Here is a 24,748-nt window from a genome sequence, read left to right as displayed (position 1 = left end):
CGCGTCTCCGCCTTCGTTTCCCCGAACGCTCCCGTCCCGTGCTCGAAGCCGAGCAGCTCTTCGCCGCGCGGGACGGCGCATTCGTCCGGGGCCTGCCGGCTCCCGGCGAAGCCCACTGGGGCGCGCTCGGCGTCGAGCTGCCACGGGCATCCGATCAGCCCCTTCGTATGTCCTTGCCCGGCGGCTTTTCCTTTCACGTCCGCGAGCTCGGGCGCGAGGGCGAGGCCGCGCCGGCGGACCGCGCCATTGCCTATCGTCGCGCCGGGGGCACATCCTTCTGGACGCTCGCGGCCGGCGGCCTCGAGGAGTGGCTCCACGTCGAGCCCGGAGCGACGCGCGCGGGTGAAGCCGTGGCGACCTGGGAAATCGACGGCGCCGAGGTCCGGCAGGCCGCCCATGCCGTGCAGATCGTCGACGGCCAGGGCCACGCGCGCATCCAGGTGACCGCCCCCGTGGCGTACGCCGAAGGCGGAGGCGAGGTCGCCGTGCGGCTCGTGGCGCGGGGCCATTTCATCGATCTGATGGTCGATGCGCCTTTTGCTTCTGCGCTGCTCATCGACCCCTTGTGGTCGCCGGCAGGCTCGCTCCAGGCCGGGCGCGATCTCCACACGGCGACGCTGCTCCAGGACGGCAGGGTCCTGGTCGTGGGAGGCTCGAGCGTCACCACGACCGGCAAATCGGCCGAGCTTTATGACCCGGTCACGAACCAATGGTCCTACACAGCGTCGATGGTCAACGCGCGCGCCTTCCACACGGCGAACCTGCTCGACGATGGGCGTGTCCTCGTCACGGGCGGGGGGCTCAGCGGCGCCTCTTCTGCGACCGTCGAGGCCTACGACCCCGCCACGGCGACGTGGACGACGCTGCCGTCCATGAGCACGGCGCGGACGAGGCACCAGGCCACGAAGCTGCAGGACGGCCGGGTGTTCATCACCGCCGGGCTCAACACCGGTACGCCCACCCGCGTGGCGAGCGCGGAGGTCTTCGATCCGGCCACGAACACGTGGCAACCCACGGCGCCGCTCGCGCTCGCCCGCGCGAGCCACGCCGCGGTGCTCCTGTCGAGCGGAGAGGTGCTCGTCACCGGTGGCGTCGGCAACTCCGCAACCCACCTGGCGGAGACCGAGATTTACGATCCGTCCGCGAATACCTGGTCCAGCTTGCCGCCCCTCGAGACGGCCCGGGAGTCGTTCGCGGCCGTCGCGCTCCCGGGCGGCAAGGTGCTGATCTCCGGCGGTTATGGCGTCGGGACCGTCGCGCTCAAGACCGCCGAGGTCTTCGACCGGGCCACCAGCAAATGGTCGACCCTCCCCCCCATGCTCGCCGCGCGGGCGCAACACACGGCGACGCTCCTGCCGACGGGGTACGTCCTCCTCGTGGGCGGCGCGGGGACGGTGGGCGGGGCTCTGGCGACCGCAGAGCTCTACAGCCTCCACCTCGGTGATTTCATGGGCACGGTATCCATGAACGGCGTGCGATACCGGCAAACGGCCACGCTCTTGCAAGACGGTCGTGTGCTCGTGGCGGGCGGCTTTGTGACAGGCAGCACCGTGGCCCTGGGGGCCCTCCTTTACACGGGCCCCGCGGGCTCCGCGTGTTCATCGGCGGACACTTGTCCGACGGGGTTCTGCGTCGACGGCCATTGCTGCGATACGGCGTGCGGCGACGGGGCGACGGACGATTGCCAGGCCTGCAACGTCCCTGGCTCCATCGGCCAATGCACCCTTCTCGCGGCCGGGACCGAATGCCGCGCGGCGACAGGCACCTGTGATGCGCCCGAGGTCTGCTCCGGCGACATGGGCGCATGCCCGGCGGATGGACCGGCGCCGGATGGCGTCCCGTGCGACGACGGCAATCTCTGTACGCAGGCGGATGCTTGCCAGAGCGGCCTGTGCACCGGGAACCCCCTGGTCTGCGTGGCGCCGGACGAATGCCACGAGGCGAGCGCGTGCGACCCGCAAACCGGCTGCGGGAGCGCAGCCAAGCCCGACGGGACACCTTGCAGCCTGGGGACGTGCCAGTCGGGCGTGTGCCTGGGGAACGGCGGCGCAGGCGGCGGCAGTGAGGGCGGCGGCGGTGCTGACGGAGGGGAAGGCGGGGATACCGGCGCCAAAGGCGAAGGACCGACGAGCGGCGGCTGCGGCACGAGCGGCTCGCCGACGGGCCCCACGGGGTGGCTGGTGATCGCTGCATGGCTCCTTCTGCGGCGACGGCCAAGGGCGTAGGCTGTGGCGTGATGGGTGGGCGCCCACCACCCACCGCTTCCTCCCCTCCCTCCCCGCGCCTACACTCCGCAGGATGCGCGCCACGCTCGTCCTCTGCTCGGCCGCCCTCGCCGCGGCTTGCGCACCGGCTCCTGCTCCACGAACCGACCTCCCCGATTCGCCCCAAGGCGACCTCGCCCCCACGCACGAGAGCGAGCTCCCCCCACGCGCCACGCGCGGCGGCATCGCGTACGAGCTCTCGTGGTTGGATGATTTCGAGCAGGGGCTCGGTCCCTCGACGCTCGGTGACTGGACCTTTGGCTCGAACCTCGCCTGGCTCCATCCCTCGAACGTCCGCACCAGCGAGGGCGCCCTCGATCTGTGGCTCACCGCGCGCGGCGACACCGTCATCGACTCGGATCGCACGATTCTGGGCGCGGAGTACGCTCGGACCGGCGCGCAGAAGTTCGGGCGCTTCCTCACGCGCATGCGCCCCACCGCCCGCCCGGGCATGGTCGCCTCGTTTTTCACCGCCTTCTACCAGTTCGACGCCAGCTACACGAAGCTGCTCGAGACCGCCGAGATCGACATCGAGTTCGTCGGCGGGACCCAAGCCGTGCAGTTTGCGCTCCACTGGGTGGACGATGGCGGGACGAAGCACCAAACGGAGAAGAGGGTGGACCTCGACTTCGATGCTTCCGCCGATTTCCACACCTGGGAGATCGAATGGCTGCCCGATCGCATCGCCTACTGGGTGGACGGGCGCGAATTGCACCGCTTCACCGACGCGGTGATCTTGCGTGAACTCGAGCACCCGCAAGAGGTGCGGGCCAACCTGTGGGTTTCGGACGCGGTGCCATGGGCCGGCGCCTTCGATCCCTCCGAACTGCCGCGGAGCAGCCGTTACCAATGGATCGCGACGTACCGGCTCTCGAGCGGCCCGTGATGATTCGATGAAGGGCGGCAGCCCCCGTGAGGCGACCCGCTGACTTCGGCCAGCCGTGCTCCTGCGTGGAGTTGGCCCGGATCCGCGACGTCCGCGCGGAATGCCCGTTATGCGTCTCAGGGCGTCCGGTGCTCGGGGTCGCGCCGCGGATGATGCGCGGGATGGTGGATCAGGCGTGCCTGGAGATGCACAGGCGCGTGGATGGGGCGGGGCCTTTGCAGATTACTTGATCCGCTCGATTCGCGAATGGTCTGGGTTGGCCCACTTGTACGTCGCCTGGAGCGTCACCTTGTCGGTTTCGATGGCCTCGACGCAGTAGAACGTGTCCTTGAAGAGCTGACAATCCCCGACGTTCATCGTGAACCCGAGGGGCGGGAGATAGTCCTTCGACCAATTCTTCTCGAACAGGTCCGACTCCGGTAAGCCTCCGCAATTGTAATTGAGAGCCGCGAACGGCTCGTAGCCATCGTCACGGATGGTGATCTGAATGAGGCGGATGTTGCATCCACTCACGTGGGCCACCTCATCGTATCGCAGGACGAGTTGATGGGGCGCATTTCGTCCGCATCCGCAGAACAATGCGAGCAGTCCGCCCACGAGGATGGCTGCGAGTCCGGGTTTGAACGAGTCACCTGCACGACTCGAAGTTCCATGATTTGCAATCATCGCAGCTCCTGAACACACTGTTACAGCAATCTGCACAGCTTACTGGGGCATGACGCTGGGCGCAGCCGTTGAAGCAGTTGTCTCGTTGCACGGCACATTCGTCTGGATCCGTGCAGGGTGGTCGCCTCCTGGGCTCGTCAACGCACCCCTCCACGAGGACCGCTACACAGAAGAGTGCAAGAAAGGTCCGCATGTCCCGTATATCAGCTTACGTCACCCCCGGGAGCCTTGTCAACATCCCACGACCACCGCGCGCATCCGATCGATCCAAGCGGGAGGAGCGACGTCGCGGGCGCGCTCTCCGACGCGGGCAAGCCGGGCCAATCACGGTCGATCCGAGCACACGTGTTCAGGGGAGCGGGTCGAGGGCGGGTGAAAGGGCGGTACAGACTGCCGTCATTTGGACTCCGACTGCCGTAATTACGGGACTCCCCCCCGGCAACCACGGGCGACCATGTCGACAAAGTCCCCAACCGTTGCCGACGAGCCCGGCGAGCATGTCGACAAAGTCCCCAACCGTTGCCGGCCACCACGGCGAGCACGTCGACAACCTCCCCCGCCCTTGCCGACGAGCCCGGCGCGCACGTCGACAACCTCCCCAGCCCTTGCCGACGAGCTCGGCGCGCATGTCGACAAAGTCCCCAGCCGTTGCCGACAAGCCCGGCGCGCATGTCGACAACCTCCCCAGCCTTTGCCGACGAACCCGGCGCGCATGTCGACAACCACCCCAGCCCTTGCCGACGAGCCCGGCGCGCATGTCGACAACCACCCCAGCCCTTGCCGACGAGCTCGGCGCGCATGTCGACAACCTCCCCAGCCTTTGCCGACGAACCCGGCGCGCATGTCGACAACCACCCCAGCCCTTGCCGACATGCCCGGCGAGCACGTCGACAACCTCCCAGCCCTTGCGACAAGCCCGGCGAGCGTGCCTTCGACCTCTCGGCACCTCGTTCACGTTGCCCCGGGCGTGGACGCCAATCCCGCCCGTCCCCTTGGCATAGCCCCCGCGAACATCCTCAGCCCGCCTACAAATATCTTGATCAACCCATGCGGATGTGAGCATCCCCCCTTCGCGTTCGCCTTCGCGTTCGTCTCGTCATGGTTCCGTCCCGGAGGTTTCCCCGTGAAACAGACACATCGTTTCCGCCGAGAGGCGTGTCTCGCGCTCGCCGCCGCGTCCACGATTGCAGCACACGCGAGCGGCGCCCTCGCCAACAACAACGGGGCTCCGTGGACAGGGGGACCGCAGGGGAGGAAAGAGGCGCCCGTGGAGGTGGAGGTGCCGGCGCCGCCGTTGCAGCTCTGGTGCAACGGTTCGACGATCGGGGACCAGGTCATCGCCGCGCTCGACGCGGCCGAGCCCCCGGGCCGCTACTGGGATTCCTCGTGCAACAACACGATGGTCGGCCTGCTCCAGTTCCCCCACCAGCGGTGGTGGGGCAACAACGCCCTGCCGCTCAATCACTCCGACGACTACCTCCACGAGATCGTCGACGTCATCCTGAGCGGGGAGCAATACGTCGATATCACGAGCCTGTCGTTCCATGACGACAGATTCCTGGAGGCGATCACCGGGGCCCTCGAGAAGCTGAACAGCAAGGCGCCGATCCCGCCGCCGGCGGAGCCCTGGGCGCCCCGGCTGCACGTCCGGTTCGTCACGGGCCATGGCGGCCTCGAGCCAGAGGAGATCGTCGACAAGGTGACGGCGCCCTTCCTGGCCGACCTTCGCATCCGCGTCTCCGCAGGGAGGATGCCGAGCCATCTCGTGTTCTGGGACTTCCCGCTCAACCACTCGAAGATCGTCGCCGCGGATGGCCAAGAGGTCATCGCGGGCGGGATCAATCTGTGGGCCCACGATTACATCGACCGCCTGTCGCCCGTGCACGATCTCTCCGTTCGGCTCCGCGGCGCCGCCGCCGCGCACGCGCAGCAGTACGTAAACCAGCTCCAGGACATGGATTGTGAGAACGCATGGCCCGCGCACTGGATCAGCGTCCCCAAGACCCCCATCCACCTCAATGCTGGCGCTTGTCTTGATCGGTTCACGGCGCCGCCCAGCATCCCGCACGCCCGTCTCCGCGTCATCTCGGTCGGCACCTCGGGGACCAACATCGGAGACGTCGGCGATTCGCTGGCTGGTGACCGGGCGCTTTATGCGCTCATCGACGCGGCGCAAACGTCGATCCTCATCAGCCAGCAAGATCTGTTCGCCTCTCCGATTTGCCGGTACCACTCCTATTCCGATCAACTCTGGGAGAAGCTACGCGCCGCGATCCGCCGCGGAGTCGAGGTCAAGATCGTCCTCGATGGGGGGTTTTACCAGAATGGATGGACGGTCGACTGGACGGCCCAGCAGCTCGAACAGTTCTTCCTCGAGGACCCCATCCCCCCGGGCGAGCTCGCCGCGCTCGGGTACGCCACGGCGGAGCAGCTTTATTGCGGCAAGGTGCACGTCGCGGAGTTCAGGCACGCCTTCGCTCCCACGTGGGCGGACGGGATCGAGTACACGAACCACTCCAAGTTCGTGATGATCGACGAGCAAGCGTTCTACATCGGCTCGCAGAACCTCTACCCGGGCGGGCTCATGGATAGCTACTGCGGGGGCGCCGTTTCGGAGTTCGGCTTCATCATCGACAACGCCACGCAAGCGAGCGTCGTCAAGTCGAGCTTCTGGGATCCCACGTGGTTTTATTCGAGCAGCGCCGAGACCACCTGCTGCGGAAACGGGGTCTGCGAGGCGGACGAGAACGCCGTGAGCTGCGCGGTCGACTGCTTCGACGGCCTCTGCTCGCCGAACGAATGCAACAGCGCCGGCGGAGGCTGCCATTGTGATCCGCTCTGCGTCGTGTTCGGCGACTGCTGCCCCAATGCCTGCGCGGTATGCGGACGTTGCGGCGACGGCGGCGGTGGGGGTGGCGGTGGAGGCGGCGGCGGCGACCCCGAGCCGCCCACGACGGGCGGGGGCAGCACGGGCGATCCCCACCTCGTCACGTTCGATGGGCTCTTGTACGACCTCCAGTCCGTCGGGGAATTCGTGCTCGCGGCGACGCCGACGCTGACGGCCCAGGTCCGCCAGGAGCCCGTCGGCAGCTCGAACTCGATCGCCGTGAACACCGCGGTAGCGGCGCGCGTCGGCCTGCAGCGCGTGGCCCTCCACGCGCGCCCCTCGATGCGCCTCGTCGTCGATGGCGCCGAAGTGCCCCTCTCCAGCGTCGGGAGCATCCCGCTCGACGGCGGCACGGTCTCGTATCGCGGTCACGATTTCGTGGTGCGCTGGAGCAGCGGCGACAAGCTGGTCGTCCGCGTGCATCCCGGCGATCGCATCGACCTCCAGCTGAAGCTCACCGACCTGCATTCGGGGCAGGTCAGCGGCCTGCTCGGCAACTTCGATGGGATCCCCTCGAACGAGTTCGCCCTGCGCGACGGCACACCACTCGAGCAGCCGCTCTCGCACGAGGTCCTGCACGACACCTTCGCCGATGGCTGGAGAATCTCGCAGGTGGAGTCGCTCTTCGACTATGCGGCAGGGGAGAGCACGGCGACGTACACGGATCTGGCGTTCCCGGCGCAGCCGACGAGCGCGCAATCGCTCGAGCCCGCAGCGTACACGGCCGCCGAGCAGGTCTGCACGCAGGCGGGCGTCACGGACCCGGGGCTCCTCAATGCATGCATCCTCGACGTGGCCTCGACGAACGACGCGTCGTACGCAACCGCGCTCGTGAACGCGCCCCTGCCCATCGCCACGATGGGGAGCTACTTCAACGATTTCGAGGGCGCGGTGGGATCCGAATGGAGCCTCGTCTCGGGCGCACTGCCGGCCGCCCTCGTCTCCGAGACGCCCGGCGGGAGCCGTCCAGCGACGAAGTTCCTGGGGCAGTTCGACAACCACACGATGAAGCTGACGCTCGCGCACTTGCCGCCGCACGAGAGCATCACGCTGGCGTTCGATCTCTACGTGATCCAGAGCTGGGACGGCAACGCCGGGCCGGATGGATGGGGGCTCAAGATGGACAGCGTCTTCGTCATGGGCACGACGTTCGCAAACGGGCCAAACGGGGCGCAGTCGTATCCGGACAACTGGGGCACGCCGCCGACCTCCCACCCCGGCCTTTCGGGCGCGACCGAGGTGAACTCACTCGGCTACCTGTGGAGTGGCCAGCCGCTCGACTCCGTCTACCACCTGAGCCACGCGCTGCCGCACACGCAGAGCGAGGTCATGTTCGAATTCGGCGCCATGATGCTGCAAGGCGTCGGCGACGAGGGCTGGGGCCTCGACAACATCTCGGTGAGCTTTCAATAGGCCCGCGGCCTACCTACGGCCCGTGCCCCAGCGATAACAACGCCCGCTCCACATCGGTCCGGTACGCATTGTCCATCGTCGCCACCTCCTTGAACCGGAGGTAGCTCTTCACGGCCTTGTCCTTTTGCCCCGTGGTGCGCATGGCCTCGGCGTGGAGGAAATACGCGTCGGCCTGCCAGTTCTCGGCCGGCCCGCCCTTCTGCGCGAGCAGCTCCACGGCCTTGTCGAGCTCCGGCGTCGCCGCGAGCTTGTTCCCGTTCGATTCGAAGATCTTCCCGAGCCGGTAATGCCACTCGGCCACCGTGCCATTGCCGGCGATCGCCTTTTGCCACGCCGTCTGCGCCTCCGGCCAGCGGCCGAGCTCCTGGTAACAGAGCGCCATCGTGGCGTGCGCTTCGTGCCGGGAGGGGCGCTTTTGCAAGGCGATCTCCAGGTCCGCCAGGGCGTCGAGCGTGCGGCCCTGCTTGTGGGCCAAGACGCCGCGTTGCCAGTACACGTCCGCGAGCTCGCGATCGAGCTCCAAGGCGCGCTTCAACGCCGCCTCGGCCTTCGGGAACTGGCCGAGGACGTTCGCCGCCCAGCCGACGTAAAGGAAATACTCGGCGCGATTGCCGTCGATCTCCGTGGCCCGTTCGAGGAAGCGGATCGCCTCGCCCGCGGCGCTGCTGCCGCCCTTCAAGAGCAGGGCCCGGCCGAGGAAATGGTTCGCGTCCGCGGAGCCGGCGCGCTCTTTCAAGACCTCACGCAGGATCGGCTCGGCCTGCGCCGCGTGGCCCGCCATGACCTGCGCCGAGCCGACGCGCATTTTGAGGTCGATGTCCGTCGGCGCCTTCTCCAGCGCCGCCGCATACATCTCCAGCGCACGCTCGCTCTGGCCCGTCTCCTCGTACAAGAGGCCACGCTCCAGCGAGAGGCCCGGGAACGCCTTGTCGACGGCCGCGATCTGGTCGAAGACCTTTTGCGCGTCCTCGAAGGCGCCCATGCGGCGGAGCGTGATGCCGAGGCGGAATCGCGTGCCGAGGTCGTCCTCCTTGGCGAGCGCAGCCTCGAATTCGGTGCGCGCCTCGGGATAACGGCCCGCCTGCGAGAAGACCTCGCCCTTCGCGCGGTGGAGCGCCGCGAGGTCGGGGAATTTCGCGCTGGCCTCGGCGAGCTTGGCCTGGGCCTCGTCGTTGCGGCCGGCGGCCGCGAGGATCGAGGCGAGCGCGACGTACGCCTCGACAGCCTCGGTCTGCATGCCGCCGAGCTTGATGGCCTGGAGGTAGAGGGCCTCGGCCTCTTTCTTGTTGCCGAGCGCGTCCTCGGCGCGGCCGAGCCAGTACGCGGAGGAGGCGGCGTCGGGCTTGTCGGCGCGGAGCTTTTCGGCGAGCGCCTTCGCGTCCTTGAGGCGTTCGAGCGCGAGGAGGGTCTTCGTCGCGCCAATGCGGGCCGGGATGCTGCTCTCGTCGACACGCGTGGCCTCCTCGAAGCGGAGGAGCGCCTGGGAGAAGCGGCTCGATCGGTAGAAGAGCTCGCCGTCGCCGATGAGCGCAGGGGCGCTGCGCGGGTCGATCTTGAGCGCGGCGGCGAAGGCCTGCTCGGCCGCGGTGATGCGCGAACGGGCGAGGTGGATGCGGCCGGTTTCGAGGTAGGCGTCGACGAGCTCGCGGTCGCTGCCGGAAGCACGAATGTCGCCCTCGGCCGTGACCTTGCCGAGGAGGTCGAGGGCCTCGGTTTCCTTGGCAGCGTCGCGGCCGAGGATCGAGGCGAGCAAGGTGCGGGCGCCAGCGTGCTTCGGAGAGGCTTCGAGCGCGGCGCGGGCGCTCTTCTCGGCGGCCACGGCGTCGCCCTTCGCGAGCTCGGCGCGCGCGAGGCCGTAGAGGGAGCGGGCGCCTTTGCGGATCGAGACGGCGCGTTTCCAGGCGGGGAGCGCGTCGGCGATGGAGCCGGAGGCGAGCTCGATCTCGCCGAGGAGGACAGCGGCGTCGATGTCGTTCGCATCGGCGTCGAGCGCGTCCTTGGCGAGGCGGCGGGCCGGATCGAGGCGGCCCGCGAGCGCGTGTTGCGCGGCGACGGCGAGGGTGCGCTCGCGGCTCGGGCTCTCGGTCTGGCCGAGGAGCTGCTTGCCGAGGGTCTCGTCTTCGCCGCGGCGGCCATGGCGGAGGCTGCGCGAGAAGGCGACGAACGCAGCATACGCGGCCGTCGGGCGGTGGCGCGGGCGCGAGAGCTGCGCGGCCTTGGCAGCTTCCAGCCCGCGCGCGGCCGCGGCGGCGGTGTCTTCGTCGAGCGTGGCCTGCGTGTTCTTTTCGAGCCCGGTGAGCGCCTCGGCGTGCGCGGAGGCGTTCACGAGATCACTCACGGCGTGCGCGCCGAACGGGCCGATGTCGGGGAGCAACGCGAGGGCGCCGCCGCCGATCGCGATGAGGACGGCCGCGCCGATGCCGTAGACACGGCCACGTCCGCGGGGGCGCTTGTCACCGGCGGCGGGCTTGGCGAGGCTCTTCGGGGCTTTGTCGCGCTTGCCGAGCGCGTCGAGGCCGTCGGACTCGCCCGGCACGAGGTCGACCTCGTCGCCGATGCTGGCGCTGCTGTCCGGCGGCGGTGCGGGCTCGTCGGGCTCGTCGGCGGCGTGGATGGGGGCGCGCGCGGGCGGCGCGCCCGTGCTGATCGGCGCGCCCGTCGAGAGGTCCATGTCCGGCTCGCCGAGGGAAAACTCCTCGCCCGGCGCCGAGATGGGGCCCGCGGCGCGCGTGCTCTTCGGCGGCTCGGGCGTGGGCGGCTTGGGCGCGGCGGCGGCCTTGTTCGGCGGAGGATCGGCGAAGGCCGCGTCGAAGGCCGCGTCGTCGAGCTCGAAGCCGGACGTCACGGGCACGGCGGCGCGCGGCGAGGACGCAGGGGGAGGCGGAGGGGCACTCGCGAGGGGGAACTCGAGCTCGCTCAGGTCGCCCGGGTCGAAGGCCGCGATCGCAGCGACCGGCACGGTCGCGCCGGGGTCGAGCTTGCGCGCAGCGCCCGCGGGCGGCGACAGCGGGGCCTCGAGGTCGCCGAACGACGCGCCGCTATCGGGCGTGGGCAGCTCGATCTCGCCGAACGTGCCGAGGTCGGGCGCGGGCAGTTCGATCTCGCCGAACGCGCCGAGGTCGAGCGCGGTGTCGGCCGTGACGGCAGGCAGGTCGAAGCTGCTCAGGGGTTTTGCGCGCAGCGCCGCGGGCGTCGCGCCGGAGGAGCGGTGCTTCGGGCCCGGCGGAGCCGGCGCGGGGAGATCGGCGGGCTCCTTCTTCGCGGGCGGGCGCGCCGGCGCGGGGAGATCGATCTCGCCAAAGCCCTTCGCCGCAGGCGGCGCGGGGCGCGCGGCGGGGGGCCTCGCCGGCGCGGGGAGATCGATCTCGCCGAAGCCCTTCGCCGCGGGCGGCGCGGGGCGCGCGGGACGCGCGGGGCTCGGGAGATCGACCTCGGGCTCGGGCGCGCTCTTGGCCGCGGGGCGCGCGGGCGCGGTGAGCTTCTCGTCCGGCTTCGGCGGCGGCGGCTTCGGCGCGGCGGGGCGCGCGGGCGAGGGCAGGTCGATCTCGCCAAAACCCTTCGCCGCAGGACGCGCGGGCGCGGTCGGTTTGTCGACTGGCTTCGGAGGGCTCGGCGGCGGCGGCGTCCTGGCCGCGGCCGCACGCGCAGGCGAGGGCGAAGGCGACGGCGAGGGCAGATCCACTTCGAGCGACGCCGTCACCGGGGTCGCCATCTGCCGGACCGTCGGCTTGCTCGGCGACGACGCGGGCATCTCGATCGCCGCGAGCGCCGCGTCCTCCTCCTCTTCATCATCGAGAGGGAATTCGTTCACGACCGCGGGCATCTGCCGCACGGTGGCCTTCGCGGGCATGGGCAGGTCCGCGAGCTCTTCCTCCTCGGCTTCGGGCGCGGGCACGGACGCGGCGGGCATCTGCCGCACGGTGGCCTTCGCGGGCGAGGGAAGATCGATCTCGCCGAAGCCAGGATCGTCGTCGCCGCTCCACAGCTCGAGCTCCGTGGCCTCGGCGGGCTTCGGCGCGGGCGCGGCGGCGGGCTTCGGCGCGGGTGCGGGCGTAGCGGGCTTCGGCTTGACGGCGGGGAGCACGGGCGGCTTCGGCGCGACCGGCGCGGCAGGCGCCTTGCCCGGCGCGGGGCGCGGCATCATCCGCTCGGTGCCCGCCTTCGCGCGCGGCGCGACCGGCGAGGGGAGATCGATCTCCTCGGCGTCTCCGAGGCCCTCCGCGGCCTCCGCGGGCTTGCGCACCAAGATGCTGTTGCCGCACTTGGAGCAGCGCATCTTGAGCCCCGTCGCCGGGATCCGTCGTTCCTCCACCTGGTACGGCGACTTACAGGCGTCGCACTCGACCTTGACCATGCTCATGCCTTCGAGGGGCCCTGGGGCGCGCGATGGTTCCGCGTTCGTCACTTCTACCAGGGTTTGAGGCTTCGCGGCTCATTTGCGACACGAGGGGGACGGCGGGCGCGGAGGCAGCGGGCGGCCGAGCGGCGCAGATTCGTCGCGCGCTTCCGCTGGGCCGGGGAAATGTGCTAACGCGCTCGCCCCATGCAGAAAGCGACCGCCTTCCTCTTCGCCGTGTTGGTCCTCGGGGCCATCGCGCTCGTCGCCATTCCGCGCGGTCGCGGGGGGAGCACGTCCACCGAGACGGCCGCCGCCGACGCAGGCACGCCGAGCGACGCAGGCGAGACGCCGACCGCGGACGCAGGCGCGGAGCCCTCGGACGCCGGTGCGAGCGGCGAGGTGGAGCCGGGAGGTCCGGTCGACGCAGGCGGGACGCTGCTGCTCACGGGCGAGGCGCCGCCGCCGCTCGCGGGCGAGGCGCCGAAGTCGGTGATCTTCGGGGTGGTCCTCGTGCAGTACAAGGGCGCCCAGGGCGCGCCGCCGAACGCGCGGCCGCGCGAGGAGGCGCTGACGCTCGCCAAGCAGCTCGCCGAGGAGGCGAAGACGGACTTCAAGGCGGCGGTGGCGAAGGGCGACAAGGGCTCGATGGAGAACGCGGGGCGGCTGCCGCGCGGAATTTTGGAGCCTGCGCCGGAGTATGTTCTCTTCAGCCTGGCCAAGGGCGCGGTGAGCGAGGTCGTGGACACGCCGCGCGGCTACTGGATCCTGCAGCGGGTCGAGTAAGCCCACGAAGGCAGAGGGGACGGACGCGATGGCGCAGATCGACATCCTGAAACCCCACGGCATGAGCCAGGACGCGGCGCGTCGGCGCGCGGAAGACCTGGCGCGGCGCCTGGAGCAGCGCCGCGGGGTGCGCTGGCGCTGGGAAGGCGACGAGTTGTGTCTGGACGCGCCGAGCGGGCCCGCGAAGGGGACGCGGGGGTCGGTGCGCGTGACCGCGGAGGCCGTGCGGATCCGGGTGGAGCTGCCGCTCCTGCTCCGCGCGATGCGCCCCGTGGTCGAGTCCAAGCTGCACGAGAAGCTCGACGCGATGCTCGGCAAGGGCTGAGAGGGTGTTCCGCAGGCTGCTGCGCGGCTCGACGCGTCGGTCGGCCTCGCTCGACGTACAGTGTACGCCTCGCTCGGCCTCCCTAGCATCGAGCCGCTCGCGACGCCTGCGGAACACCCTCTGAGCGAGCGAGCAGGCACGAGCCTCACCCCTCTCCCCCCTCTCCGCGCGGCGAGAGAAGGCGAACCGCGCGGAGGGGCGCGGGATCGTCGCGATCCGTCGCGAGCACGCTTTACTCCCGACGCACCGTTTGGCTAGTCTCCCCACGCAGCATGCAATGGACCAGAAACCCGTCTCCGCGGGAGGCGCGTCGAGCCCAATGACGGTAGAGACACCCATGCCCACGGGGCAGGCCGAGGATGCGGCGGCCTTCCTCAATCGTTTACGGTCCGAGCACGCCGCGCAGGAGGATCAGGCGCTCCAAGCCCTGCTCCTGCACGAGTGTGGCGTCCTCGAGGAGAAGCACGGGGAGGAGCCGTCCGCCGCGCGGGACTACCTCGCGGCGTTCAACGCGGACCCGCAGTTCCGCGAGCCGCTCGAGTCCCTCGTCCGGATCCTGACCCGACGCAAGTCCATCAAGAACCTCGGGAAACTGCTCGAAGCGCTGACACGCGCCTCGGTGACCCCGGAGGAGCGCGCACGCGCGTTCTGGGAGCGCGCCGCGTTCCTGCAGGACTACGAGCAGAATCTTCCGGGCGCGAAAGAAGCGCTCGAAGAGGCCGTCAGCGCGAGCCCCGAGGACCCGACGCCGTGGCTCGAGCTCGAGCTCATCGCGGCGAAGGACGGCGACCTGCCCGGCCGCATGCGCGCCATCGAGGCGCGCGCCGAGCTCGCCAGCGATCCGACGTGGAAGGCGTACCTGTTCATCGAGCTCGCGGAGCTCTCGGCGAAGGCCGGCGATGCGCAGCGTGCGTACGATCTGATCGACGCCGCCGCCGCGCTGGATGGTCAAGGCCAGTTCCGGTCGCAGGTGACGCTCGAAGCGATCTCGGCGCGGGAGGACAACCCGACGGCGCTGGCGCGGGCCCTCGAAGGGCAAGCGCAGCTCATCGAGGAGGCCCTCGAAGACGAAGCGCGCGGCGACGCGAGCGGCGTGCCCCGCTTCGCGCGGCGCGCCGAGTACGCGGCCGACGCATGGCTGCGCGCAGCCGAGCTGAAGCGGCGCGCAGGAGATCAAGAGGGCTGGGTGAAGCTGCTCGCGCGGGCCGCCGAGCAACTGCCGCAGTCGTCGGTCATCGCGCGGTCGCGTCTCGCCTCGCTGGAGGCGAACGGCGACGCGAAGGGCGCGGCGGATCTCGCGCGGGCCGAGCTCGCGCGGGGCGCGGGCGTCCCGGGCCCGGCCGCAGCAGCGCTCTGGCTGCGCATCGCCGAGGCAGCGATGCTCGACAACGACCGGGACGGCGCGCTCGAAGCGCTGCGCAGCGCGCTCGAAGCGGACCCGGCGTCGATCATGGCGCGCGCGCTCGAGCTCGATCTGCTGAGCGACGCGCAGGATCCGGCAGCGCTCGCGCGATCCCTCGAAGCGTCGGGCGCGTCGTGCTCGACGAACGAGGCGAAGGCGCGCGCGGAGATCATCGCGGCCTACGTGTGGGCTTGCCAGGCGGGTGACTCGAACGGCGCGAAGGCAGCGCTCGGTCGGGCCGCGGCGCTCGGCACGCCGGCGCCGCTGCTCGCGCGGATCGCCCGCACGCTCGCCTCCGTCCGCGGCGACGCGGCGTGGTACGAGCAGGTGACGGCAGAGCTCGTCGCGAGCGGCGCGGAGCCCGGCGAAGAGGCGAGCCTCTGGTTCGAGCTCGGCCGGAGCCGTGCGCTCCGCGGCGACGCGGACGGCGCAGCCGAGGCGTTCGCGAAGCTCGCGACGCTCGACGGCGACGCCTCGACGTGGCTCGGCCGTGTGCTCGCGGCATACGCGCTCGGCGCGAAGAAGGCCGAGCCGGGCGAGGTGATCGCAGTCCGGCCGCTCGCGTCGACGATCGAGGAGCTCGCGAAGGTCGAGACGGACCCGACGCTCGCGCGTGGCCTGTGGGTGGTCGCTGCACTGCGCAGCACGCGCTCGGGCAACACCGAGCTGGCGCGCGCGCGGCTGCGCGAGCTGCACGAGGCGTCACCGTCGGACGAGGTGGTCGCGCTCTTCCTCGCGGAGCTCGAGCGCCGCGCAGGGGACCTCGCGTCCGCGTCGAACATCCTGTCGACGTGCGCGACGACGACCGAGGACATCGAGCTCGGCGCCGCGCTCTACCTGGAAGCCGCGCTTCTCACGTGGCGGATCGGCGATCGGCAGAAGACGATCGAGCTCATCGAGCAGGCGCGTGGCAGCGCGTCGAAGGCGGCCGCAGCGCTGCTCGCGTGGGCGCTGCGCGGGGCCGATCCGGACAGCCTCGACGGTCGTCGCCGCGCGCTGCTCACGGCCGCGGAGGCGGGCGCGGATCCGGCGAGCATCGCGATCGAGCGCTTCGGCCTGGAAGTGGGCCAGGGCGAGGCGGGCGATCGCGCCGAGGCGCTCACGGCGCTGGAGACGGCGGAGGCCGAGGGCTCGGGCGACATCACGGTCGCCGCGGGGCTCGCGCGTCTGACGTGGCCTGATGCGCAGAGTGACCGGGCGGCGATCGATCGCGCGCTCGATCGGCTGGAGGATCAGGGCGACGAGGCGACGGCGATCGCCCGCGCCGAGGCGTACCGGCTGGCGCGCGTGGTCGATCAGGACCCGGGCGCGGCGGTGTCGCGCGCGGCGGCCTGGGCGGACGCGGAGCCGAAGCTCTACGCCGCGCTCGAGTGGCTCAGCGCGTCGCTCACTGCAAAGGATCGCGAGGCCGAGGTGGCCGCGCGCCGCGCGGTGGGCTCGTTCCTCGACGACGAGCCGTGGTCGGCGATGGAAGCGTCGGCCGCGCTCGTGGCGATGCTCGATCAGCCGAACACGCCGCAGCCCTTGCTCGCCGGCACGTCGGACGCGACGCGCCTCGGGAACCTGGAGCTCGCGATGCCCGGCTGCGATCCACGCCGGCGCGCGTTCGCCCTGCAAAACGTGGGCGGGGCGCTCGGCGAGGAGGCGGGGAGCGACGCATCGGCGCTCTCGGGCTGGTCGGAGCTCGCGGCGGGCAACGTGGAGGCGGCGCTCGCCACCTTCCGCGCGGCCGTCGAGCGTCGCCAGGACGACATCGTGTCGTGGGAAGGCGTGCGCGCCGCGAGCGAGGCGCTCGGCGACCACGTCTCCACGGCGCTTTCGCTCGCGCAGCTCGGCGCCCTCAGCAAGGACGACGGGCGCGGCGCGGCGTTCTGGGAGTCCGCGGGCGTCATCCTGCTCGAGCACACCGACGCGCACGACGACGCGGAGATCGCGTTCGCCCGTGCGTTCGATCGGGATCCGAGCCGCAGCATCGCCTTCGACAAACTCTTCCGCCGCGTACGTTCGCGCAACGAGGACGACAAGCTGCTCGACATCATCGGGCGTCGCCTCGACGTCGCCGACGACGAGGCGGAGATCGGCAAGCTCTTCTGGGAGCGCGCGCGCGTGCTCCGCAAGAAGGGCGATCGCGAGGGCGCGCTCTCGGCGCTCGAGAACGTCACGATGCTCGAGCCCGACCACGTCGGCGCGCTCGCGCTCGCGGGCGAGATCTCGATCACGATGGGCAAGTTCGCCGAGGCGGCGGATCTGCTCGGCCGGCTCTCGGGCATCGGCGAGGCGCCAGCGCAGCAGCGGCTGATGTCCGGCGTCGCGGCGGTGGACATCTACGAGAACAAGCTGAACGCCCCGGAGAAGGCGCTCAAGGTGCTCGTGGGTCTCCACGAGGCAGGCCTGTCCACGCCGCCCGTGCGCGAGCGCCTCGCGCGCGTCGCGGCAAAGACGGGCGCCTGGTCGCGCGCGACGGCGATCCTCGAGCAGCTCATGCAGGAGCGTGAGAAGCGCGAGGGGCGCATGGAGGCCGCGCGGCTCTCGATGGCCATCTGGCGCGACAAGATCAACGAGCCGCTGAAGGCCGAGGCCTCGGTCGTGAAGCTGCTCGACGAGTCGCCGGACGACGGCGAGGCGCTCGATCTCGTGCTCACCACGAGCTACGACGCGTCGCTCCGCCAGCGCCTGCTCGGCCGCGCGAAGTCCGTGCTCGTGCAGAAGCTCTCCGAGGATCCGTGCGACGCCGACCGCGTCGAGCGGCTCGCGAAGATCGCGCAGGCCGGGCAGGACGCGGCGCTCCGGCAGGCGACGCTCGGCTGCCTGGTCTCGCTCGGCCGCGACGACGATGCGATCTCGACGGAGCTCAAACGGATCGACGGTCGCGTCGCGACGCGGCCTCAGATCGTGCTCGACGCGAAGGCCATGGCCGAGATCGCCGATCCGGAGGACAACGGCCCGATCGCGGAGCTCTTCGTGCTCATGGCCGAGACGGTGACGCTCGCGCTCGGCCCGACGCTCGGCTCGCTGAACGTCGGCAAGAAGGAGCGCATCGACTCACGCGGCGGCCATCCGCTGCGCGTGGCGGTCGCCGAGTGGATGGGCGCGGTGGGCTTCGAGGGTGACTTCGAGCTCTACGTCGGCGGCTCCGAGCCGAAGGGCGTGCACGGCGTCTCCGGCGAGGTGCCCGCGATCGTCATCGGCTCCGGGATCACAGCGCCGCTCGACGCGGCGGCGCGCTCGGCCATCGCGCGGACGGTCTTCGCCCTGCGGCGCGGGATCACCTCGCTCCGCACACGCGACGAGGCCACGGTCGCGTCCGTGGTCATCGCGGCGTGCAACGAGGTCGACATCAAGGTCGCGAACCCCGGGTACGCGGTCTACGGCGAGATCCAGCGCGCGGTGCACAAGGAGATCTCGCGCAAGATCCGCAAGAGCATCGGTGATGTCTGCCAGAAGGTCGTGGCGAGCAAGCAGGACGCGCGCGCGTGGACGAACGCGGCACGGCGCAGCCTGGATCGCATGGCGGTGATCGCCGCCGGCGACGTCTCGATCGTGCTGAGCGACATCATGAGCGTGCCGCGGGATCAGCTCGGCTCGGTGGTCACCGAGAGCGAGCGCTCGCGTCGCCTTCTCTCGTTCGTGCTTTCCCCCAGCTACCTCGAGCTGCGCAAGAAGCTCGGCATGGGTGTCCGGTGAGCGACGACTCTGGAGCAAAGGATCAAAGCCCCGTGAGCGAGCCCGAAGACGAGATCGACCTCGCAGAGGACGCGATTGTCGACGACGACGATGACGACGCGGCGACCATCATGGCGCACGTGCCCGACGAGCTGATGCAGTCGCTGCGGGGCGCCCGCAACGAGCCCGAGATTGGCGAGGTGAGCGCGCGTATGAAAGAGGACGCGCGGGAGCGGGACGAGATGCCCACGGTGCCGCCCGAGGAAGACGGGCTGGTGGAGGCCCTCGTCGAGGAGACGAAGGTGCCGCCTTCCGTGGAGGAGATCGCCCACGACGCGGTCACGCCCGCAGGGCCTGCGGTCGAGGAGACGCCGGTGGCCGCGGTCGTGGCCGAGGCGGAGCCCGTGGACGATGTCCCCGTGGCGCCGTCGCGTCGCGAGCGCGCGCCCGTCGCGGGAGCGCCCAAGTTCGACGACGAGCAGGACGCGAGCGCGCACCTCGTGCGCACGCAGCAGCGTGACGCATGGGCCGAGCGGGCCGCGTGGCTGCGCGCCGAAGCGGAGGCGATGGAGGACAAGGCCGCGCGCGCGCGAGCGCTCGTGGCGGTGTCCGAGATCTACGTGATGGCAGGCGAGGAGCAGACGGCGCGCGCGATCGCGGCCGAGGCGCGCGAGCTCGCGCCGAGCTCTCCGCTCGCGCATCGCCAGCTCCGCGGCTTGCTCGCGCGGGATCAGGACTGGCAAGGCACGCTCGAGGTGCTCGACACCGAGGCGCGCATCGCGCCGACGCCGGACGCGCGCGCCCACGCGGCCGTGCTCGGCGCCGAGGTCCTGCGGGTCCGCCAGGAGGACGAGGAGGGCGCGCAGAAGTACATGGATCTGGCGCAACGCTCGCTCACCTCGGATCCGCGCCCGCACGTGCAGCGCTTCTGCGAGGCGCTCGGCACGGCGGACGACACATTCACGAGGGTGCGCGCGCCGGAGGCGAACGAGCTCTCGGCGCTGCGCGACGCGTTCACGCAGGTCGCGATCCACCGCGGCGTGGTGCCGCGTGGCCTCCGCGGCGTCGTCTCCGCGTACGACGCGCTGCTACGCGCGCGCGCCGCGCTCGAAGCGGGCGACGTGTCCCTCGCGGTGTCGAGCCTCGGGCGCCTGCGCAGCACCGCCTCCCTCAAGGGCGGCGCGGGCTGGCTCGCGGGCATGCTCGCGGCCGCGCGCAAGGACACGCGTCCGGGCTCGATCGAGGCCCTGCGCGGCGCACTCGACGGCACGCACGACGCCGACGCGCGGCGCGCCCTCGCGGCCCGCGCGATCGAGCTCGGCGACGCCGCCGCAGCACGCGCGGCCGTCGAAGGCAGCGACACGATCGCGTTCTCGGCTGCCGACCGCCTCTCCTTGACGGCGCTCACCGGAGGCTCGCGTGAGCTCTTCGAGCAGGCCGTCGAAGCGGCCGCAGGCGACGACGAGCTCGCGCCGTTGCTCGCCGCGGCGAGCGCGGCCTCCCGCGAGGCCGACGCGCTTTCGACCAGCGTCATCGGCGCTGGCAGCCCGAGCGCACGCGCCTCCGCGTCGCTCGGCCGTGCCCTCGCCGACGCGCGTCCCGACGGCAAACCCCTCGGCGAGAGCGACGCCCTCGCCGCGGCGATCCTCGGCTACACCGAGTACGCCGCCGATAGCGGCACGGGTCGCGCGCTGAAGCTCGAGCTCGACCTCGAGTCGAAGGCCGGCGCAAACGTCGCGCGCGCCGTCGCCGCGTGGCGCGGCGCCGAGGACGGGGACCGCGACAGCGCGCTCGCGAGCGCGCTCCTCGCCGAGCTCGCGGGCGACGCAGAGCTCGCAGCCGAGGGGTACGATCGCGCCCGCCAGTCCGACCCGGCCCACGAAGGCGCCACGCGCGCTCGCGCGACCGGCGCCGACGCCACGACCGCGTCGAGCGTCCTCGCCGGCCTCGCGCAGTCGATCGAGCCGGGCACGCGCGCCGCGCTCCTGCTCACGGAGGCGGCGATCCGCTTGCTCGAAGTCGAGGTGCCCGACACCTCGATCGACGACGAGCGCGACAAACTCCTCCGCGGCGCGGCCGAGATCGACGCGCGCCTCCCGCTCTCCGTGCACCTCGGCGAGCGCACGGCGCGCGGCGTGGGCGATCGCGACGGCCTCATCGAGTGGCTCCACCTCCGCCGTCAGGCGAGCGAGGATCCGATCGAGCAGGCCCGCGACTTCGTGCGCGAGGCGCTCATCACGCCGGAAGGCGCCGCGCACGGGGCGCGCCTGCTCGCGCAGGCGCTCACGGCGCGGCCCGACGACATCGGGCTGCGGGAGCTCTACGAGCGCCTCTCGCCGGAGCGCCCCGCGGATCGTGCGTCCTGGCGTGCCGAGCGCGCCGCGGCCTCCACGGGCCCCGACGCCGCGCGCTTCTCGCTCGAAGCCGCGCTCGAGTTCGAGCGCGACGGCGACCTCGAGAAGGCCGCGGCCCTCGCGCGGCAAGCCATCGCTGCGGGCGAGACGCTGCTCGCGCCGCTCTGCGCGTTCCGCGCCGCGCTCGCAGGCCATGGCACGAGTGATCTCGTCGACGGCCTCTTGCAGTACGCCCGCGCGACGGAGGATGCCGTCGAGCGCCTGCAGGCGTACGAGCGCCTCGCCGAGCTCGACGAGGTCGGCCGTGGCGACGCGGCGAGCGGCCTGCTCTGGCGCCGCACGATCCTCGAAGAGACGCCCACGCACCTGCCGACGCTCCGCCGCGTCGCGAGCGCCCTCATCGCGGGCGGCCGCGACGAGGAGCTCGAGCCGGTCGTCTTCACGCTCGCGAGGACGCTCGAAGGCCCCGAGGCCATCGCGCACGCGCACCTCTCCGCGCGCCTCCGCCTCCGCATTCACGGCTGGGACGAGACGCGCGAGCCGGTCGAGATCGCCTATCGCAACGAGCCTCGCGGGCTCTGGGCGCTCCGCCAGATGGCGGCGCATGCCCGCGCGCGTGGCGACGAGGCGACGGCGCTCGAGGTCGACCTCGAGCTCGCGAACCGCACCGAGCGCGCCTCCGAGATCGCCACGCTCTCGCTGCGCGCGGCCGAATCCGCGGCGCGCGCGGGTCAACCCGAGAAGGCCCGCGAGCTGCTCGACAAGGCGATCGAGCTCGTCCCGGGTCACCTCGTGGTGCATCTCGAACGGGCCCGCGCCCTCGAGCAGAGCGGCGACGCGGTGGGCGCTGCGACCGCGCTCGAAGCAGCCGCGCAGACCAGCGCGACGGCCGAGGAGCGCGTGCGCAACCTCTACCTCGCGGCTGTGCTCTGGGCCGACAAGACGAGCGAGACCGAGCGAGCGCGGAGCGCCTTTGAGAGCGTCTTCGCGGTCGATCCCTCGTACCTCGACGTCTTCCAGCGCTTGCAGGCGATCTACGTCGCCAGCGGCGCGCGGGCCGAGCTCGCGGCGCTCCTCGAACGTCGCCTCGATGCCGTCACGGATCCGGCCGAGCGTGTCGAGATGGAGGTCCTGCGTGGCCGCGCGCTCGCCGATGTCGGCGACGCGGCAGCGGCGAAGCAGGCCCTCGCGGCGGCGCTCGATCAAAACCCCGACCACGTCGAGGCTCTGACGGCGTTCGCCGACGTCTGCGCGAAGGAAGACGACTGGGGCGGCGCGGAGCAGGCCTGGATCCGGCTCGCGCGCCTCGTCGCGGAGCCCGAGCGCCAGGCCGAGCTCTACATGCGCCTCGGCGACCTCTACAACGGCCCGCTGCCGAACGCCGAGCGCGCCGAGCTCTCCTACCAGGAGGTCTTGAAGCGCTTCGCGAACAACGAGGCCGCGCGTGAACGCCTCGTCGATCTCTACAAGAACCTCGGCGATACGGCGAAGGCCCTCGAGCAGCAGACGATCCTCATCAACAACGTCGAGGAGCCCGAGGCGAAGTGCCGCCGCACGACGCAGCTCGCCGAGATCTACGAGGCGATGGGCGACCTCAAGAAGGCCGAGCAGACCTTGCTCCAGGCGCGCAAGACCTGGCCCAAGGACGACGTCGCGCTCGGCGCGCTCGCGAGTTTCTACCAGCGCACCGATCAAGCGCAGGCCGCGAACGTGCTGCTCGATCGTGCCGTCGCCGACGCGCGGCGCGCGCTCGGCACCGGTCGCTTCGAGCCGTACCTCTTCAGCACCGTCGCGACCGTCGCCGATCTGCGCGGCCGTCCCGAGGTCGCGCGCATCGCGCGTGGCAGCGTGTCGGCCCTCGACGGCGGCGCGGTCGAGCTCGCGGGCGCGGGCGTGGCGGCGGCCGACATCTCGCTCGACGAGCTCATCGCTCCCGACGTGATGACGCCTGCGTTCCGCGACCTCTTGCAGCGCACCGGGCCGATGCTCGACACCGCCGTGCCGTTCGACGTCACGTCGGTCCGCGCGACGCCCTTCCCGCCCCCGCAGGCGCACCTCGCCGAGGAGATCAAGGAGCTCGCTCGCGCCTACGGGATCGAGGATCTCAAGGTGCTGCAGTCGTCCACGCTCGGCTCGGTGTGCGTCGCCGCGAGCGCGCATCCGCCGACGATCGTTCTCGGCGCGCCGCTCGTGGCCGCGACGAACGAGGCGGTTCGCTCGTTCCTCGTCCACCGCGCGCTCAAGGTCGTCCAGGCGAACGCCACGGCCTTCGCGCGCACCGCGCCGATCGACCTCTGGCCGCTGCTCGCCGCGTACCTCAAGGCGTTGAGCCCTGGGTTTGCCCCGCAAGGGGTCGACCCGGCCAAGCTCAACGACGCCTCGACGCGCGTCGCGAAGGCGCTCCCGGGGAGCCTCGATCCCCAGGTGCGCACGCTCGCGACCGACGTCATCGCCAACATCGGCAACCGCGCCTCGACCCTCAACACCGCGGTGAACGGCTGGGGCGCACGCGCGGGCCTGCTCGCGGTCGGGGATCCCAACATCGCGCTCACGGGCATCGCCTGGGCCGGCGGCCACACGAACCAGCCTCCGGCGTCCGGCAAGGAGCGCCTCACCTGGATCGGCCGCAACGCCGAGGCGCGCGAGCTCATCGTCTTCTCGGTGAGCGACGCCTACGCCGACGCACGCGCGCGCCTCGGCCTCGACTGATCCCAGGCGCTTGGCCTCGCGCCTGCTCCCCTCTGCGGCGGCCCTCTTCCTCGGGGCCGCCGCCTGCTCCTCCCCGGACGCATCACCCGCGCCCTCCCCGCCCGCATCTGCGGCCTCGTTGACGCCTGCGCCCACGCCCCTCCCCTCGGCTGCGCCGCCGCCCGAACCGTCCCGCTGTGCCGCCGTCGCCTGCGCCTCGATCGAGCGCTGCGACGAGGCCACGGGCGCGTGCGTCCCGCATTGCCCCGCGGGTGAGGTTTACATCCCGAAGACCGGTCCGGACGGGTTCGTCATGGGCAAAGGATTTACCTTGAATGGCGGCGCGCGCCGCCTCCGCAAGGGACATCAGCCCGACTCCGATCGCCCGCACCGCGTCGTCCTCACCCGCCCGTTTTGCATGGACGAGACCGAGGTCACCGTCGCGGCGATGAAGACATGCGTCGACGCGAAGGCCTGCGCTCCGCCGAAGACGCTCGAGGTATGGGCGAATTATCCTCGCCGCCCCGATCATCCGGCCAACGAGGTCTCCTGGGACAAGGCCAAGAAGTATTGCAAGGCCCAGGGGAAAGACCTCCCCACCGAGGCGCAATGGGAATGGGCGGCGACCGGCGGCGACGGACGCAAATGGCCCTGGGGCAACGACGAGCCCACCTGCGAGCACGCCGATTTCACGATGGGTGTCCTCGTCTCGCCCGGCGGCGACTCCGGCTGCCATGGCGGCGGCACCTCGCCCGTTCGTTCCCATCCGAAGGGCGACCGCACCTGGCCCACCGGCACGCTCCACGACCTCGCGGGCAACGTATGGGAGTGGTGCGACGACACGTACGCCAAATATGGCGCCGACCCGGTCACGGATCCCCACGTGCAGAAGCCCGGCGTGCTCGTGCACGTCGTGCGCGGGGGCGGCTGGAATCGATCGAACCTCGGCATCCAGGCGTCCTTCCGTGGCGCCGCCATTCATACCTACGAGGTCCCCGGGCTCGGCTTTCGTTGCGTGCGAAACCCTTGAACGCCCGGGGAGGGCCCCGCGTGGAGCCCTCCCCTCGCGCGTCCGCGC

Annotated in this window: 10 protein-coding genes; 8 read left to right on the top strand and 2 right to left on the bottom strand. The window is 71.3% G+C overall.

All coding sequences use genetic code 11. The features are described 5' to 3' along the window. Nucleotides 1-38: 38 nt before the first annotated feature. Both POL67_RS08135 and POL67_RS08130 read left to right on the top strand, forming a co-directional pair. A complete protein-coding gene (locus POL67_RS08135; protein ID WP_271916529.1) occupies nucleotides 39-2,225 on the top strand; it encodes a tRNA wybutosine-synthesizing protein 4 beta-propeller domain-containing protein in 2,187 nt (728 codons plus the stop codon). A 73-nt stretch (nucleotides 2,226-2,298) separates the two neighbouring features. Next, nucleotides 2,299-3,150 (top strand): family 16 glycosylhydrolase, encoded by an 852-nt coding sequence (locus POL67_RS08130; RefSeq protein ID WP_271916528.1) that lies wholly within the window; start codon nucleotides 2,299-2,301, stop codon nucleotides 3,148-3,150. A 222-nt stretch (nucleotides 3,151-3,372) separates the two neighbouring features. Here POL67_RS08130 and POL67_RS08125 read toward each other — a convergent pair whose 3' ends face one another. Then, entirely contained in the window at nucleotides 3,373-3,663 is a 291-nt protein-coding gene (locus tag POL67_RS08125; RefSeq protein ID WP_136932029.1) for a hypothetical protein, read from the bottom strand. Nucleotides 3,664-4,939: 1,276 nt separating this feature from the next. Here POL67_RS08125 and POL67_RS08120 point away from each other — a divergent pair. Beyond that, nucleotides 4,940-8,116 carry a VWD domain-containing protein gene (locus POL67_RS08120; protein ID WP_271916527.1) on the top strand — a complete coding sequence of 1,059 codons (3,177 nt, stop codon included), beginning with the start codon at nucleotides 4,940-4,942 and terminating at the stop codon, nucleotides 8,114-8,116. Between the two features lie 13 nt (nucleotides 8,117-8,129). On the opposite strand, the gene POL67_RS08115 is transcribed toward POL67_RS08120, so the two are convergent. Further along, a complete protein-coding gene (locus POL67_RS08115) occupies nucleotides 8,130-12,476 on the bottom strand; it encodes a tetratricopeptide repeat protein (protein ID WP_271916526.1) in 4,347 nt (1,448 codons plus the stop codon). 183 nt (nucleotides 12,477-12,659) lie between these two features. Between POL67_RS08115 and POL67_RS08110 the strand changes: the two genes are divergently transcribed. From POL67_RS08110 to POL67_RS08090, 5 genes are all read left to right on the top strand, one after another. Then, nucleotides 12,660-13,238: a peptidylprolyl isomerase gene (locus POL67_RS08110; RefSeq protein ID WP_271916525.1), complete on the top strand. Its 579-nt coding sequence runs from the start codon at nucleotides 12,660-12,662 to the stop codon at nucleotides 13,236-13,238. 28 nt (nucleotides 13,239-13,266) lie between these two features. Then, nucleotides 13,267-13,563: a polyhydroxyalkanoic acid system family protein gene (locus tag POL67_RS08105; protein ID WP_271916524.1), complete on the top strand. Its 297-nt coding sequence runs from the start codon at nucleotides 13,267-13,269 to the stop codon at nucleotides 13,561-13,563. Nucleotides 13,564-13,900: 337 nt separating this feature from the next. Then, nucleotides 13,901-18,649: a tetratricopeptide repeat protein gene (locus POL67_RS08100; RefSeq protein WP_271916523.1), complete on the top strand. Its 4,749-nt coding sequence runs from the start codon at nucleotides 13,901-13,903 to the stop codon at nucleotides 18,647-18,649. A gap of 32 nt (nucleotides 18,650-18,681) precedes the next feature. After that, a complete protein-coding gene (locus POL67_RS08095; protein ID WP_271916522.1) occupies nucleotides 18,682-23,691 on the top strand; it encodes a tetratricopeptide repeat protein in 5,010 nt (1,669 codons plus the stop codon). Nucleotides 23,692-23,701: 10 nt separating this feature from the next. Further along, entirely contained in the window at nucleotides 23,702-24,700 is a 999-nt protein-coding gene (locus POL67_RS08090; protein WP_271916521.1) for a formylglycine-generating enzyme family protein, read from the top strand. Nucleotides 24,701-24,748 lie beyond the last annotated feature (48 nt).

This window comes from Polyangium mundeleinium (genome assembly GCF_028369105.1).
GTDB lineage: Bacteria > Myxococcota_A > Polyangia > Polyangiales > Polyangiaceae > Polyangium > Polyangium mundeleinium.
The sequence above is the reverse complement of the archived record's forward strand: the minus strand, read 5'-3'. Positions and strand labels throughout refer to the sequence as shown.

Excerpts from the sequence above, each read along its gene's own strand:
- POL67_RS08115 (WP_271916526.1), bottom strand. The coding sequence starts at position 12,476 with ATGAGCATGGTCAAGGTCGAGTGCGACGCCTGTAAGTCGCCGTACCAG.
- POL67_RS08130 (WP_271916528.1), top strand. The coding sequence starts at position 2,299 with ATGCGCGCCACGCTCGTCCTCTGCTCGGCCGCCCTCGCCGCGGCTTGC.
- POL67_RS08100 (WP_271916523.1), top strand. The coding sequence starts at position 13,901 with ATGCCCACGGGGCAGGCCGAGGATGCGGCGGCCTTCCTCAATCGTTTA.
- POL67_RS08105 (WP_271916524.1), top strand. The coding sequence starts at position 13,267 with ATGGCGCAGATCGACATCCTGAAACCCCACGGCATGAGCCAGGACGCG.
- POL67_RS08110 (WP_271916525.1), top strand. The coding sequence starts at position 12,660 with ATGCAGAAAGCGACCGCCTTCCTCTTCGCCGTGTTGGTCCTCGGGGCC.